The organism is Rathayibacter sp. AY1B7 (genome assembly GCF_002932735.1).
GTDB lineage: Bacteria > Actinomycetota > Actinomycetes > Actinomycetales > Microbacteriaceae > Rathayibacter.
Genome location: NZ_PSWK01000009.1, coordinates 65,521 through 79,781 on the forward strand (window position 1 = coordinate 65,521; position 14,261 = coordinate 79,781).

Consider the following 14,261-nt stretch of genomic DNA (forward strand, 5'->3'; position numbering starts at 1 on the left):
TTCCTCGTCTCGGGTCGCGCCCGCCCACGGCGCGCACGGTGACCCGACCCAGGCTAACCGACGCACCTCTCCGTGGGCGGGGAGCGGGCTCTGCGGGCGAAGGGGGTCCGCTCGGGGGAGGACCCCGCCCGCACGCCTGTGACAGCATTGAGGGGATGACCGACGCAGCTCAGTGGCCCCCGCCCGCAGGGCGTCCGGACGACGCGGCCGTCCCGGCGCAGGACGACGACCGGCGCAGGCCGCTGCCCGCTCCCGTCGCCCCGGCCTGGTCGCCCGCGCCGCCGAGCGCAGGCCCCGTACCACCCGGTCCCGCCGGGGGCTCCTGGTCGCCCGCCGGCGCCGGCCCCTGGTCGCCCGGACGCCCAGCGCCCGGCTGGACTCCCCCGCCCAAGCCCGGTCTCGTGCCGCTGCGCCCGCTCGGCTTCGGCACCCTGCTCGGCGCCCCGTTCCAGGTCCTCCGCCGCAGCCCCCGCACGACCCTGGGCGTCGCCCTGCTGGTGCAGGGCCTCGGGTCGGTGCTCGCCCTGGCGGTCTACGGCTTGATCGCGGTGCTCGCCGTCGGGCGCATCGCGCAGGCGGAGTCCGCCGACCGCGACGCCGTCGGCGCGGGCTCCCTCGCGGTCGTGGTCCTGGCCGCCCTCATCCCCCTCGCCGTCTCGCTCGCCAGCGGTGCCCTCGTGCAGGGCGTGGTCGTGCTCGAGGTCACCCGCGGCGTCCTCGGCGAGCGGGCGACCTTCCGACAGCTGCTCGCCCGGCTGCGGGGCCGCTTCTGGGCGCTGATCGGCTGGACGGTCCTGCAGGGCGTCGGCTACCTCCTCCTGGTGCTCCTCGCCGTGGCGCTCGCCGTGCCGCTGTTCGTCATCGGAGCGATGGACGGGACGTCGAGCGCGATCGTCGGCGGGATCCTGGTGCTCGTCGGCTCCGGCCTGGTCGCCCTCGGGCTGGGGGTCTGGCTGTCGACGAAGCTCGCCCTGGTTCCGAGCCTGATCGTCGTCGAGCGGCTGCCGCTGCGCCGTGCGGTGGCGCGCTCCTGGCGGCTGGTGGCGGGCGGCTTCTGGCGCACCTTCGGCGCGCTCGCGCTGATGACCGTGATCATCCAGGTCGCCGGCCAGATCGTGGCCACGCCGTTCAGCCTGCTCATCCCGATCGCCGGCGCCCTGATCGCCCCGACCGACCCGGACGCGCAGCTCGTCACCTCGCTCGTGGTGACGATCGCCTCCGTCGCCGTGGGCTTCGTGATCGGCGCCGTCGGCACCGTGCTCCAGTCGGCCGTGACGGGCCTCGTCTACCTCGACCGACGGATGCGCCGCGAGGGCTTCGACCTGGTGCTGATGCGCCACGTCGAGGAGCGCGCGGCGGGCCGCCCCTCCCCCGATCCCTTCCCCGTGCCGGAGCGCCCGTGATCCTCGCCGCGGCCCCTCTCGAGCCCGACGCGGAGCAGGCGCGCCGACTCCTCCTCGAGGAGCTCGCCGACCCGCGCTACCGGGCGGCCGAGCCGACCCTCTTCGACCGGGTGGTGCAGGCGGTGCGCGACTGGTTCGCCTCCCTCACGCTGCAGGGCGACGGCCCGCCGGTGCCGATCGCCGCCGTGATCGGCGTGCTGGTGCTGGTGGCGCTCGTGGTCGCCGCGCTCGTCATCGCGGGACGGCCCCGCGCCGGTCGCCGCAGCACCGTCACGGGAGCGGTTCTCGCCGACGACGACACCCGCTCGGCCGCGACCCTCCGCTCGCTCGCCGAGGCCGCGGCCGCCCGCGGGGACTGGGACGAGGCGCTCGTCGAGCGCTTCCGCGCCCTGGTGCGCTCCCTCGACGAGCGGACCGTCCTGCGGGTCTCGCCCGGCACGACCGCGCTCGGCCTGGCGTCGCGCGCCTCTGCGGCCTTCCCCTCCTCCGCCGCCGCGCTGCGCCGCACGGCCGACGACTTCGACCGCGTGCGCTACCTCGGGCAGCCCTGCGGCCCGGCCGAGTACGAGCGGGTCGCGGCTCTGGACCGCGGGCTCGCCGCGGCCTCGCCGGTCCTGGACGCCCTGGCGGCGCCCCGGTGAGCGCCGACACGGTCTCCAGCCCGACCCTCGGCGCGCTGCTGCGCCGCGGACGGGTGTGGGTGCTCCTGCTCGTGATCGTCGCGGTCGGCACTCTGCTGCTCACCGTCGCGACCGGGACCCGGGTGGCCGCCCCGGACCTCGACGTCGACAGCGCGACCCCGGACGGCGCCCGCGCGCTCGCCCAGGTGCTGCGCGATCAGGGCGTCGAGGTCGTCCGCGCCGACGACCTGGACTCCGCTCTCGCCGCCTCCTCCCCGGACGCGACACTGCTCGTCGACGACCCGGACGTGGCCCTCGACGAGGCCCAGTACCGCCGGCTCGCCCGCGCCTCGGCCTCGCTCGTCCTGGTGACCCCGGGAGGAGCCGCGCTCGACGCCCTGCTGCCGGACGTCCGCTTCGCCGGCTCCCCGGCCGGCGACGGCCCCTTCCGCGCCGAGTGCCCGCTCCCGGCGGCCGAGCGCGCCGGGACGCTCCCCGCGGGAGGGAGCACGTATCGGATCCTCGACGACGGCGACGCGGTCGGCTGCTTCCCCTCAGGCGACGACGGCTTCCTGCTCGTGAGCACCGGGTTCCCGCAGGGCGCCGACGTCACCGCGATCGGCGACGCCGACCTCCTCCGCAACGGCACCATCGGCCAGGACGGCCGCGCCGCTCTCGCACTCGGACTGCTCGGCGGTGAGGACCGGCTGGTCTGGTACCGCGCCGGAGCCGCCGACTCGGCGAGCACCACCCCTGCACCCGCCGATCTCGCCCCCGGCTGGGTGACTCCGGCTCTCCTGCTGCTGGTGGCCGTGTTCGTCGCCTCCGCCGTCTGGCGCGGCCGCCGGCTCGGCCCGCTCGCGGTCGAGCCGCTGCCGGTCGTCGTGCATGCGAGCGAGACGGCCCGCGGCCGCGCGCGGCTCTACGCGCGCGGAGCCCTCCGGCCCCGCGCCCTCGACGCACTGCGCATCGGCACCCTCCGGCGGACGGCCGCGCTCCTGGGACTCGCTCCGGCGACCGGGGTCGACGAGATCGTCGCCGTCGCCGCCGAGCGCCTCGGCCGCGGTCAGGCCGCGCTGCGCCGTCTGCTCGTCGACGACCTGCCGGGCGACGACGCCGCCCTCGTCGCCGCCTCCGACGAGCTCCTCCGCTTCGAGAGCGCGCTCCGCGCCGCCCTCTCCCCGACGACCGCCCGACGACCGGAAGGCCCCTCCCGATGAGCGACACCACCCCCTCCGCCCGCGACGGAGCGCCGGTCTCCGACGACGACCTGCGCGCCGAGCTCGACCGGGTCCGCTCCGAGGTCGGCCGCGCGGTCGTCGGCCAGGACGGCGCCGTCTCCGGGCTCCTGATCGCCCTCCTCGCGGGCGGCCACGTCCTGCTCGAGGGCGTCCCCGGAGTCGCGAAGACGCTGCTCGTGCGCGCCCTGTCCGTCTCGCTCGGCCTCGACACCCGCCGGGTGCAGTTCACGCCGGACCTGATGCCCGGCGACATCACCGGCTCCCTCGTCTACGACGCCTCCACCTCCGGCTTCGCCTTCCGCGAGGGCCCGGTCTTCACGAACCTCCTGCTGGCGGACGAGATCAACCGCACGCCGCCGAAGACCCAGGCCGCGCTCCTCGAGGCGATGGAGGAGCGCCAGGTCAGCGTCGACGGGCGCACCCTGCCTCTGCCGGACCCGTTCCTCGTCGCCGCCACCCAGAACCCGGTCGAGTACGAGGGGACCTACGTGCTCCCGGAGGCCCAGCTGGACCGGTTCCTGCTCAAGCTCGTGCTCGACATCCCGCCGCGCGACGTCGAGGTGGAGGTGCTCTCGCGCCACGCCGCGGGCTTCGACCCGCGCGACCTCGACGCCGCGGGCGTGCGCCCCGTGCTCGACGCCGCTCGTCTGCGCGCCGCCCAGGCCTCGGCCCGGCGAGTCGGAGCCGGTCCCGACGTCCTCGGCTACATCGTCGACCTCGCCCGCGCCACCCGCGAGAGCCCGAGCGTCAAGCTCGGCACCAGCCCCCGCGGCTCGACCGCCCTGCTCGCGGCGTCCCGCGCCTGGGCCTGGCTCAACGGCTACGGCTCGATCACCCCCGACCACGTGCAGGCGATGGTTCTGCCCGTGCTGCGCCACCGCATCCAGCTGGAGCCGGAGGCGGAGCTCGAGGGCGTCCGCACCGAGGCCGTCCTGGGCGGGATCCTGCAGCAGGTCCGCGTCCCGGTCTGAGCCGTGCACCTCACCGGACGCAGTGTCCTCGTCCTCCTCGTCGGCCTGGTGCCGGTCGTCCTCCTGGGCGGCCGCCCCGAGGTCGCCTTCGCCGTGCTCGGCCTCTGGCTCCTGGCCTGGGCGGTCCTCGTCGGGATCGACGTCGCGGTCGCGGGCTCGCCCCGGGCCGTGGTGCTCGAGCGGCGGGTGCCGGACCGGGTGCGGCTCGGCGAGAGGGCCGAGGCGACCCTCCTGGTCACGAGCACCGGCCGCAGGAGGATCACGGGGGTCCTCCGCGACGCCTGGGAGCCCTCGGCCGGTGCCCTCGAGACCCGGTCGCCCCTGCGTCTGCCGCCGGGCGAGCGCCGCGCGGTGACCACGGTCCTGGAGCCGCTGCGCCGCGGCGAGCGCCGGGCACTCCACGTCACCATCCGCTCCCGCGGGCCGCTCGGGATGGCCGGCCGCCAGGCGACGCGGGCCGCGCCGGCCGTCGTGCGGGTGCTGCCCGCCTTCCGCTCCCGCCGCCACCTGCCCTCGCGCCTGGCGCGGCTGCGTGAGCTGGAGGGGCGGACCAGCGTGATGATCCGCGGCCAGGGGACCGAGTTCGACAGCCTGCGCGAGTACGTCCGCGGCGACGACGTCCGCTCGCTCGACTGGCGGGCGACCGCGCGGCGCCGGGAGCCGGTCGTCCGCACCTGGCGCCCGGAGCGCGACCGGCGCGTGATCGTCGTGCTCGACACGGGCCGCACGTCCGCCGCACGGATCGAGGACGAGCCGCGCCTGGACACGGCGATCGAGGCATCACTCCTTCTGGCGGCCCTCGCGGCCTCGGCCGGCGACCGGGTCGACGTGCTCGCGTTCGACCGCACCCGGCGAGCCCGCGTGCACGGCGCCACCGGCACGGAGGTGCTGACCCGCGTCGTGGACGCCCTCGCCCCCGTGCAGCCCCAGCTCATCGAGACCGACTGGGCGGCGGTCCCCGCGCAGGTGCGCACCCTGGTCTCCCAGCGCTCGCTGGTGGTGCTCCTCACCGCGCTCGACTCGGTCGGCTCGGCGGAGGGGCTCCTCGCGGTGCTCCCGCAGCTCACCCGCGTGCACACGGTCGTGGTCGCCTGCGCGCTCGACCCCGAGCTGCAGCGGATGGCGGAGGACCGGAGCGACCGGGCCGCGGTCTACTCCGCCGCCGCCGCGGAGCGCTCGCTCGCGGACGTCGACCGGCTCTCGGCCGCCGTCCGCCGTCTCGGCGGGGACGTCGTGCTCGGCAGCCCCTCCGCGCTCCCGCCGGCGCTCGCGGACCGCTACCTCGCCCTCAAGGCGGCCGGACGGCTCTGACCTGCGAGAGGGGCCGTCGCCGCTCCCGGGAGCGCGACTCGACGGCCGTGCTCGTCCGGCTCGGCTCAGCCGGCCGCGATGCTCCGCGACCCGGCCTCGAACCGGTCGAGGTCGCCCGTCTCCCCCGCCCGCACCGCGCGCCCGCCGACGACGATCATGTAGAAGAGGAACGCGCCGAGGGCGAGCGCCCCGATCCCGATCTTGAGCCACCAGGGCCAGGGCGCCGGAGTGACGAACCCCTCGATCACGCCCGAGACGAGCAGCACGAAGACCAGGCCGATCGCCACCGTGAACAGGCTCCGCGCGTCCTCGGCGAGCGCCTGGCCGCGGGTGCGCGCGCCGGGAGCGATCCAGGCCCAGAAGATCCGCAGTCCCGCGGCCGCGGCGACGAACACGGCCGTCAGCTCGAGCTGGCCGTGCGGCGCGATGTAGAGGAAGAACGTGTCGCCCTCCCCCACATGGAACATCACCGCGATCGACGTGCCAAGGTTCTGCGCGTTCTGCAGCAGGATGTACGGCACGTAGACGCCGACGATCCCGAAGGCCACGCACTGCGCCGCGATCCAGGCGTTGTTGGTCCAGACCTGCCCGGCGAACGAGGCGGCGGGGTTCTCGGAGTAGTAGTCGATGAAGTCGCCTCGGGCGAAGCGCCGCAGCTCCTCGTCGTCGCCCAGCGCGGCGAGCAGGCGCGGGTCGCCGAGGATCCAGAGCGCGTAGAGCGTCGCCACCACCGCGGTCGCGAGGGCGACGGCGAGCGTCAGCCAGCGCAGCCGGTGCAGAGCGGCCGGGAGCGAGAGGACGACGAAGCGGGAGACCGCGGCGAGCGGCTCGTCTCGCGTGCCGGTCAGGCGTCCCCGAGCCCGCGAGAGCGAGACGGCGAGCCGCGTGCCGACGGCCGTCGATCCGGCGGTGGAGGAGATCGTGGCGAGGTCCGCGGATGCCGCCTGGTAGCGCTCGATCAGCTCGTCCGCCTCGGCTCCGGTCAGGCGGCGCCTGCGCGAGAGCTCGTCGAGGCGGGTCCACTGCGCAGCGCGGGCGGCCGAGAGAGCGTCGATGTCCATCTCCTGACAGGATAGCCAGGCACGCCGCCGAGGCCGAGCATCCGGGAGGAGCACCGTGGAGGAGCAGCGGACCGAGTTCGACGACGCCGACCTGGTCACCGGCGAGGCGATCGCGCTCGAGGTGCCCGTCACCTCCTTCGTGCTCCGCGCGGTCGGCGCGATCATCGACCTGATCGCGGAGCTCCTGCTCGCGCTGGGCCTGTTCCTGCTGGTCTCCTCCCTCTCCGGGGACGGCGGCCTGGACCCCGCCGCCTCGGCCGCCGTGGCGATCGCGGCCCTCGTCATCGCCGTGGTGATCGTGCCGGTCACCGTCGAGACGGCCAGTCGCGGCCGCTCGCTCGGGAAGCTCACCGTCGGCGCTCGCGTCGTCCGCGACGACGGCGGTTCCATCGGCTTCCGGCACGCCCTCGTGCGCGGCCTCACCGGCGTCCTCGAGATCCTGATGACCTTCGGCGGGCTCGCCGCGGTCGTCGGCCTCCTCTCGCGCCGATCGCGCCGTCTCGGCGACGTCCTCGCGGGCACGCACAGCCAGCTCGAGCGCGTTCCCCGCGCGGAGCCGCTGGTCGTCGAGATCCCGGAGCCGCTGCGGGGCTGGGCCGTCACCGCGGACACCGCGCGCCTCCCCGACGCCCTGGCGCGCCGACTGGCGCAGTTCCTCCGTCAGCGCCACGGCATGACGGAGCCTTCGCGCTCGCAGCTCGCCGCCGCGCTGGCCGACGAGACCGCGGTCCACGTCTCCCCGCTGCCCGCCGCGCCCGCGGAGGACTTCCTCCTCGCCGTGGCCGCACTCCGCCGGGCGCGGGAGGAGCGCGCACTTCTGCTGTCCGACCAGCGCCTCGAGCGGCTGGCCCCCGTGCTCTCGAGCACGCCGCGCGGCTTCCCCGAGCGGCCCTGACGCGCGCGGCAGCGGCCTAGGCGGGCCCCGCGCCGTAGCGGACGGTCTGCCAGCCGCGCGGGACGAGGAGCCGCCGGTCGTGCTCGGCGCAGAGGTCGTAGCCGTGCGGATCCGGCGCAGGACTCAGCGGCCCGACCGCCACCAGCGAGTCGCGGTAGTCGTAGGTCAGCGTGACGACGGCCGGCGCGCGGCAGCCCGTCCGCGAGCAGTGCCGTCCGGTCATCGCCGCCCACAGTAGCAATAGGCTGGAGCCATGCCCCGTGCTCGTCGTTCCGCCGCTCGCCCGACGAGCGGGTCGCGCGGAGGCTCCCGCGACCGGCACGGCCGCGGCGCACGAGGGCCGATCACCGGTCCGCACCTCCCCCTGCTGCAGACCCGCTCCGACTTCTTCGAGGCGACGATCGGCTCGGCCTTCGACTACCTGCGCGGCACCTGGCCGGAGGAGCTCGCCGGCATCCGCGTCGACGTCGCGGCGACTCCCGACGTCGACCCCGACCGGCTGCAGGGCACGGGCATCGCTCGGTGGCGCGTCGACCACGCCGCGCGCCGCATCACGCTCTACCGCGTGCCGATCGAGCGCCTGGCGAAGCTGCACCGCCGCGACGAGTGGCACCAGCGCATGCTGATCGAGAGCTACGTGTTCCGCGCCGTCGCGGAGCTGCTCGGCCGCGACCCGTGGGACATCTCCCCGGACCGCTACCGGCACCCCTGAGGCGCCGGCAGCTCTGAGGCGCCGGCACCGCCGAGGCGCCGCCGCCCCGCGTCTCAGTGCGAGTAGACCGTGATCGGCGAGGAGAGCGGTCCCGGCGGGACGATGGTGTACGAGGCGATCCGCCCGTCGCGCGCGATCGAGACCGAGGCCTGCACGGGCTGGGTGCTGCTGACGACCGCGCCGTCGCCGTCCAGCGGGGTCGCGAGAGCCGCGAACGGGCCGAGCTCGAGCGTGCGGGTGCCGCCCGGGGCCTCGATCTCGACCGAGGCGGTCGAGTCGCTGCCGTTGACCAGGTGCAGCCGCGCGTCGCCCTCGCTCGTGCCGGCGACGCCGAAGGGCGTCGTGGTCGCGGTGCCGGAGGCGAACCAGGCGAAGTCCGTGCCGGCCGAGCCGGTCGAGGTCGTCCGCCCCGCCGCGACGATCGGCTGATCGGCCCGCAGGACGATGCGGTAGGAGCCGTCCGCCAGGCCCGTGAGCGGGACCTCGCCGACGAGGCCGGCGGGGACGACGACCTGGGTGGAGGCGCCCGACCCGCTCGGGTCCTCGTTGGTGACCTCGACCGAGACCGTGCTGTCGGCGTCGCCGGGGGTGAGGATGCGCAGCACGGGGCTGCCCGCGCCACCGCTGCCGTCGTCGCTCGCGGTCTCGGTCGGAGGCGACGTGACGGTGAAGCCGGCGATCACGGCGAGCGTGTCCGGGCCGGCGGAGGGGCCGGTGGTCTCGACGCCCTCCGGGGTGAGGCCGGAGATGGCGCTGCTCTGCATGCTCGCGGCGACCTCGCCGCCCCGTGCGGTCACGTGCACGACGGGCTGGACGACCCCGGGGGCGAGCCCCGCGAGCGGGAGCGCGCGGACCGCTCCGGCCGGAACGACGATGCCCGTGGCGCCGGTGGCCTGGACGGTGCCGGTCTCGGAGAAGAGCGTGAGGTCGACGGTGGAGGCGACCTCGCTCGGGTTCGCCAGGATCAGCACGGAGGTGCGCCCGACGTCGGTCGAGCCGGCCACGAGCCAGCTGTCGGCCGAGGGCTCGGCGCAGGCGCGGGCGGACAGTCCGGAGAGGGTGTCCGTGCCGATGGCCTGGACGGTGGCTCCACCGGGAGCGGGGTCGGAGCCCGCGGGCACGCTCAGACCGGTGATGCCGGTGCCCGGTGCGGCGACATCGTCCTCGTCGAGGACCGTGGGGTCCGAGGTGGAGCCCTCGGGCCGGACCGCGGTCGCCGCGCCGTCGAGGGCGCGCAGCTGCTCCGGCTCTCCGGCGTCGATCAGATCGCCGCCGCAGACCAGCGAACTGTCGGCCGCGACGGGCGTCACGACGACGCCCTCCGCGGCGCTCGAGACCAGGGGGGACGGGAGGAGCTGGGGCACGACCACGGCGGCCGCGGCGATCACGACTCCGGCCGCGCCCACCGCACCGCGCAGGGCCGTCCGGCGCCGACGGGCGGCCGAGGGTGCGCGATCGGGCGTCGAGGCCGCGGCGCGATCGGCGCGGCGCTCCGCGCGGGAGCGGCGGGCGGAGGACTCGGGCATCTGCTTCTCCTGGTCGGCGGGGTCAGACATCGTCGTTCCCGTCGTCGAACTGGCCGGTGGCCTCGCCCGGCTCGTCGTCGATCCCGGCGACCGCGCCGCTGGAGCGGCCCCGCTCGAGCGAGAGCCCGGTGGGCACCGCCAGCAGGAGGGCGACGACGAAGACGAGGAGGAGGGCGATCGTGTAGGCGATCCCGAAGGGCCCGACCACGCCGGACGGAGCGGCCTCGGTGCGGGTCCCCTCGGTGTCGACGGCCGTCCAGAGGAGCCCGTAGCGGGTGTCGCCGACGGCCGAGAACGCCGCGTTGCCGTCGAGGGAGACGGCCGCCCGCGCGCGCACGGCGGCGGCCGCGTCGCCGACCTGGGTGCCGGCCGGCTCGGTCAGCACGACGAAGCGCACGCCGAGGCTCTCGAGCGCGGAGGGGACGTCGTAGCCCGTCCGCGAGACGAGGTTGCCCGCCAGCTCGTCGATCGCGTCCGTGCTCTCGGCGCCGGTGTTCGCGAGGGTCGACTGCTGGTCGAGGGTCGCGCCCGCTCCGCGCTCCAGCCGGGCGAGGACGCCGCCGTCCGCCTGCGGGACGAGCACGATCGTGCCCACCCGCGGGTCGTTCCGGGCCTCGGCCGCCACGTAGGCGGGGAGCGAGCGGTCCGACGTGGTCGACACGGACGTGCCGGCGCCGGACGGGAAGGCCACCGCGAGCGGACCGACCAGTGCTGCTGCCGCGGCCGTGACGACGAGCGCCGGCACCACGCGCACGGAGCGCACGGCGGCGAGCGAGAGCGACGCGCCGATCACCAGGCCGAGCCAGTAGAGGCTGAGACCGGTACCGCTCCAGACGGAGACCGCCTCGGAGCCGGTGGTCGCGACCTGCACGCCCTGGGCGAGCGAGGCGGTCACGAGACCCGCCGCCGCCACGCCGACTCCGCCGAGGGCCGAGAGGTTGTTCGGGAGGAGGAGGGCGGCCAGCGCCGCGACGATCAGCGGCACGACGAGCACGGCCGTGACCAGCGGGGCGGCGGAGGCGCCGATCCCCAGACCGCCGAGGAACGCGAGCCATCCGTCGGGCAGACCGGCCGGGAAGCCGGCGAGCAGCGCGACGAGGTCCGACTGCGCGGAGGGCAGCGGGACGCCCGGATCCGCGAGGACGCCGAGCCAGTCGCCCCGCGGTGCGCGGGCGACCACCAGCGGGAAGAGCAGGACGGCCGCGGGGATCGGCAGGCCGAGGAAGCGGCCGATCCGCCGCCCCGAGGTGGCGACGACGACGAGCCAGATCACCAGGAGCGGCACGGCCAGCACCGGCGCGCACGCCACGACGGCCGCGGCCAGGATCGAGGCGCTCGCGGAGGCGGACCAGGAGCGGTACGCGCTGAACCCGGCGAAGAAGAGCCAGGGCAGCAGCACGTGCACCAGCAGCGGGGCGGGGCGCCCGTCGGCCTGCGCGGCGAAGAAGGCGGGAGCGAGGATGTAGACGAGGGCTCCGGCGGCGCGGGCGGTCGCGCGCGGGGTGAGCCGGGCGATCATCAGCCAGGCGCCGAGGGCGGCAGCGGGGAGCGCGACGAGGTAGAGCAGCACCATCGAGTAGCTGGGCGACCAGAAGGTCAGCGAGCCGAGCACGGCGAGGACGGAGGCGAACGGGTCCGCCGCGCCGATGAACCCCGAGCCGAGGTCGCGCCAGCCGTAGGCCGCGTTGCGCCACAGCTCGCCGACGGTCGGCGAGAGCGTCAGCAGACCACCGCCGCTGAGCGCGGGAGCAGCGAGGAGCGGCGTGTAGATCACCAGGCCGGCGAGCGCGGCGACGAGGACGACCCACACTCCCCCGCCCTGGAAGAAGTGCAGCGGATGACGGTCCCGCCCGGCCTGCACGCGCACGGCGTCGTGGCGCACCGAGCGCAGCTGCCGCACCACGTCCAGCGGGATGCGCAGCGGCGCGATCGCCTTCCAGCCCACGTTCTTCGACGAGCGGAGAACGGTGCGGGCCCGCAGCACCTTCGTCCCCCCGAAGGCGACGACGAGGGCCGCCAGCAGCTCCCCTCCGACCAGCCCGGGCTGCTTGCGCAGCAGGCGCACGACCGCGCGGCCGATCGCCAGGGGGACGAGCGAGAGCCAGTGCAGGAGGAGGAGCGCGACGGGCGCGTAGGCGAGCCGGCGGTGCAGCTGCGCGGTGCGGTGCTGGCGCGCCCGGCGCCGCTCGCCGCTGTCGATGCGGCGGCCGTCGGGGCGCTGCAGCCCGATGCGGGCGGTGGTGACGCGGGCGTCCGGCACGCGGCTGACCCGGTGTCCGGCGAGCCGGGTGCGGATCGAGAAGTCGAGCGCGTCGTCGACGACCGGCAGGCCGGGGTCGAAGCCGCCGAGCTCCTCCCAGAGGGAGTGGCGCACGAGCATGCCGCCGGCGGCGACGGCCAGGACGTCGGGCGTGGAGTCGTGCTGGCCCTGGTCGAGCTCGTCCTCGACGAGGTGGACGGTCGTGCCGTGCTTGGTGATCGACTCGCCGTAGCTGCGGATGTAGCCGGAGCGCGTCCAGTCCATGATCTTGGGACCGGCGACCGCGACGGAGGGGGCGACCTCGACGGCTCCCAGCAGCGCCGCGAGGGCGCCGGGCTCGGGGGCGGAGTCCTGCGCGAGCAGCCACAGCCACTCGTCCTCTCCGGCCGGCGGCTGCATCACGCGGACAGCGCGGGCCACGGCCTGGCCGAAGGGGAGGTGCTCGGCGACCTGCACGAGCTGCGTCGGACCCCAGGACGCGAGGAGCTCGTCGGTCGTGTCCTTCGAGCCTCCGTCGACGAACACCGTCGCGTCGGGCTGACGGGTCTGCGCCCGCAGGGCCGCGAGGGTTCGTTCCAGATAGGCCGCGCCGTTGCGCGCGACGAGGACGGCGGTGACTCGTGGATACATCGCGGACCACCCTAAGCGATGCCGCCGCGCCGCCCGCCTGCGGCTCGCCGCCCCGTCGGTCGGGTCGCGGCGAGGAGGGCACTAGGCCCGGCGGCGCAGCTTCCGGCGCTCGCGCTCGGAGAGGCCGCCCCAGATGCCGAACCGCTCGTCGTTCTCGAGCGCGTACTCGAGGCACTGGGCCCGGACCTCGCACGAGGTGCAGATCTTCTTGGCGTCGCGGGTCGAGCCGCCCTTCTCGGGGAAGAAGGCCTCGGGATCGGTCTGCGCGCACAGCGAGTCGACCTGCCAGGAGAGCGCGCCCCCCGGCGCCTCGGTCGCGGTGTCGATCCCGGGTCGGACCCCGGGCACGCCCAGACGGACCGGATCGACGAACCAGTCCTCGGGGACTCCGGAGTGCTGTTCCGGAAGCGTCATGCCGTCTCCTACCCCGCCTGCGAACCGATGATCGGCGGCCGCTCCTCCCGGAGCCGCTGCCTAGGTAATTACAGCGGTGTCATTCGCTCAGGTCAAGTCGCGGACCATAAACCCTCAACCCGCCGTGGAGGGTTCATGACACGCCGGCGTGTCGCGAACGTGAGATCCGATCAGGCGGTCGCGGCGCTCCGTGCGCGCCAGGCGCTCTCCACCATCTCGGCGACCGTGTGCCGCATCTCCCAGCCCAGGTCGCGGGCCGCTGTCGCGCCGGAGGCGACGATGCGGGGCGGGTCGCCCGGCCGCCGCGGGGCGACCTCGGGCGTGAAGGCGATGCCGGTGCTGTCGGCGATCGCGCGCATGATCTCCCCGACGGAGGCCCCGGATCCGCTGCCCAAGTTGTAGACCGGGTCGATCGGCTCGCCGGCGGCCAGGCGGCGCGCCGCGGCGACGTGCGCGAGCGCCAGGTCGGCGACGTGGATGTAGTCGCGGACGCAGGTGCCGTCCGGCGTCGGGTAGTCGTCGCCGTTGATCCGGGGCGTGCGGCCGTCCAGCAGAGCCTCGAAGACGAGGGGGAAGAGGTTGTGGGGGCTGGTGTCGTAGATGTCCGGGTAGCCGGACCCGACGACGTTGAAGTAGCGCAGGGAGGCGTGCCGGACGCCGTGCGCCCGCCCCGCGTCCGCGAGCAGCCACTCGCCGATCAGCTTCGACTCGCCGTAGGGCGACTCCGGGCTCTTGGGGGTGTCCTCGGTGACGATCTCGACGTCGACCGCGCCGTAGACGGCAGCGCTCGAGGAGAAGACGATCGAGGAGACCCCGGCGCGCTCCATCGCCGCCAGCACGCGCATGGTGCCGGTGACGTTCTGCTCGTACGTGTGCAGGGGGCGCTGCACCGAGACTCCGGCGTACTTGAACCCGGCGACGTGGACGACGCCCTCGATGTCGTGCTCGGCGAGCACGCGGTCGAGCAGGGCCTCGTCGAGGATCGAGCCCTGGTGGAACGGGACGCCCTCGGGCACGAACGACGCGTGCCCCGAGGAGAGGTCGTCGAGGACGACGGGGTCGATGCCCTGCTCAGAGAACGCGCGCACCACGTGCGCCCCGATGTATCCGGCTCCCCCGGTGACCAGCCATGCCATGTGGATCCTCCTCGGTGCGGGCCCGCGACTCCGCGCGCCGGAAGACACCCTAGCGGCGGGGATCGACGGCGCGGATCGGCC

At 75.5% G+C, this 14,261-nt stretch carries 13 protein-coding genes; 7 read left to right on the forward strand and 6 right to left on the reverse strand.

The window, feature by feature from the left end:
* Window positions 1–155 precede the first annotated feature (155 nt).
* From C5C95_RS07050 to C5C95_RS07070, 5 genes are read left to right on the forward strand one after another with little or no spacing between them, the layout of a single operon-like run.
* On the forward strand, window positions 156–1,403 hold the full coding sequence (locus C5C95_RS07050; RefSeq protein ID WP_146087064.1) for a hypothetical protein: 1,248 nt from the start codon (window positions 156–158) through the stop codon (window positions 1,401–1,403).
* On the forward strand, window positions 1,400–2,044 hold the full coding sequence (locus C5C95_RS07055) for a DUF4129 domain-containing protein (protein WP_104324124.1): 645 nt from the start codon (window positions 1,400–1,402) through the stop codon (window positions 2,042–2,044). The genes C5C95_RS07050 and C5C95_RS07055 overlap by 4 nt, the downstream gene beginning before the upstream one ends.
* Entirely contained in the window at window positions 2,041–3,243 is a 1,203-nt protein-coding gene (locus C5C95_RS07060) for a DUF4350 domain-containing protein (protein WP_104324125.1), read from the forward strand. The genes C5C95_RS07055 and C5C95_RS07060 overlap by 4 nt, the downstream gene beginning before the upstream one ends.
* Window positions 3,240–4,235 (forward strand): MoxR family ATPase, encoded by a 996-nt coding sequence (locus C5C95_RS07065; protein ID WP_104224137.1) that lies wholly within the window; start codon window positions 3,240–3,242, stop codon window positions 4,233–4,235. Before C5C95_RS07060 ends, C5C95_RS07065 begins: the two co-directional genes overlap by 4 nt.
* A 3-nt stretch (window positions 4,236–4,238) precedes the next feature.
* A complete protein-coding gene (locus C5C95_RS07070) occupies window positions 4,239–5,546 on the forward strand; it encodes a DUF58 domain-containing protein (RefSeq protein ID WP_104324126.1) in 1,308 nt (435 codons plus the stop codon).
* A gap of 65 nt (window positions 5,547–5,611) precedes the next feature.
* Here C5C95_RS07070 and C5C95_RS07075 read toward each other — a convergent pair whose 3' ends face one another.
* Window positions 5,612–6,607 carry a stage II sporulation protein M gene (locus tag C5C95_RS07075; RefSeq protein WP_104232803.1) on the reverse strand — a complete coding sequence of 332 codons (996 nt, stop codon included), beginning with the start codon at window positions 6,605–6,607 and terminating at the stop codon, window positions 5,612–5,614.
* 55 nt (window positions 6,608–6,662) lie between these two features.
* Between C5C95_RS07075 and C5C95_RS07080 the strand changes: the two genes are divergently transcribed.
* On the forward strand, window positions 6,663–7,502 hold the full coding sequence (locus tag C5C95_RS07080) for an RDD family protein (RefSeq protein ID WP_104224140.1): 840 nt from the start codon (window positions 6,663–6,665) through the stop codon (window positions 7,500–7,502).
* A gap of 16 nt (window positions 7,503–7,518) precedes the next feature.
* Here the strand turns inward: C5C95_RS07080 and C5C95_RS07085 are convergent, their stop codons facing one another.
* Window positions 7,519–7,725, reverse strand: a complete 207-nt coding sequence (locus C5C95_RS07085; protein WP_104324127.1) for a DUF3499 family protein — start codon at window positions 7,723–7,725, stop codon at window positions 7,519–7,521.
* A 30-nt stretch (window positions 7,726–7,755) separates the two neighbouring features.
* Here C5C95_RS07085 and C5C95_RS07090 point away from each other — a divergent pair, with 30 nt between their 5' ends.
* Window positions 7,756–8,214 (forward strand): metallopeptidase family protein, encoded by a 459-nt coding sequence (locus C5C95_RS07090; RefSeq protein ID WP_104224142.1) that lies wholly within the window; start codon window positions 7,756–7,758, stop codon window positions 8,212–8,214.
* 53 nt (window positions 8,215–8,267) lie between these two features.
* On the opposite strand, the gene C5C95_RS07095 is transcribed toward C5C95_RS07090, so the two are convergent.
* The 4 genes from C5C95_RS07095 to galE all read right to left on the reverse strand — a co-directional run bounded on the left by C5C95_RS07095 (window position 8,268) and on the right by galE (window position 14,180).
* A complete protein-coding gene (locus C5C95_RS07095; protein ID WP_146087065.1) occupies window positions 8,268–9,770 on the reverse strand; it encodes a DUF5719 family protein in 1,503 nt (500 codons plus the stop codon).
* Window positions 9,763–12,630 carry a glycosyltransferase family 2 protein gene (locus C5C95_RS07100; RefSeq protein ID WP_104324129.1) on the reverse strand — a complete coding sequence of 956 codons (2,868 nt, stop codon included), beginning with the start codon at window positions 12,628–12,630 and terminating at the stop codon, window positions 9,763–9,765. Before C5C95_RS07100 ends, C5C95_RS07095 begins: the two co-directional genes overlap by 8 nt.
* Window positions 12,631–12,711: 81 nt before the next feature.
* Window positions 12,712–13,044, reverse strand: a complete 333-nt coding sequence (locus tag C5C95_RS07105) for a WhiB family transcriptional regulator (RefSeq protein ID WP_104224145.1) — start codon at window positions 13,042–13,044, stop codon at window positions 12,712–12,714.
* 170 nt (window positions 13,045–13,214) lie between these two features.
* Window positions 13,215–14,180: a UDP-glucose 4-epimerase GalE gene (galE, locus tag C5C95_RS07110; protein WP_104324130.1), complete on the reverse strand. Its 966-nt coding sequence runs from the start codon at window positions 14,178–14,180 to the stop codon at window positions 13,215–13,217.
* Between the last annotated feature and the right edge of the window lie 81 nt (window positions 14,181–14,261).

Coding starts and splice junctions, on each gene's coding strand:
- C5C95_RS07050 (WP_146087064.1), top strand. CDS start 156: ATGACCGACGCAGCTCAGTGGCCCCCGCCCGCAGGGCGTCCGGACGAC.
- C5C95_RS07065 (WP_104224137.1), top strand. CDS start 3,240: ATGAGCGACACCACCCCCTCCGCCCGCGACGGAGCGCCGGTCTCCGAC.
- C5C95_RS07075 (WP_104232803.1), bottom strand. CDS start 6,607: ATGGACATCGACGCTCTCTCGGCCGCCCGCGCTGCGCAGTGGACCCGC.
- C5C95_RS07085 (WP_104324127.1), bottom strand. CDS start 7,725: ATGACCGGACGGCACTGCTCGCGGACGGGCTGCCGCGCGCCGGCCGTC.
- C5C95_RS07090 (WP_104224142.1), top strand. CDS start 7,756: ATGCCCCGTGCTCGTCGTTCCGCCGCTCGCCCGACGAGCGGGTCGCGC.
- C5C95_RS07095 (WP_146087065.1), bottom strand. CDS start 9,770: ATGTCTGACCCCGCCGACCAGGAGAAGCAGATGCCCGAGTCCTCCGCC.
- C5C95_RS07100 (WP_104324129.1), bottom strand. CDS start 12,630: ATGTATCCACGAGTCACCGCCGTCCTCGTCGCGCGCAACGGCGCGGCC.
- C5C95_RS07105 (WP_104224145.1), bottom strand. CDS start 13,044: ATGACGCTTCCGGAACAGCACTCCGGAGTCCCCGAGGACTGGTTCGTC.
- galE (WP_104324130.1), bottom strand. CDS start 14,180: ATGGCATGGCTGGTCACCGGGGGAGCCGGATACATCGGGGCGCACGTG.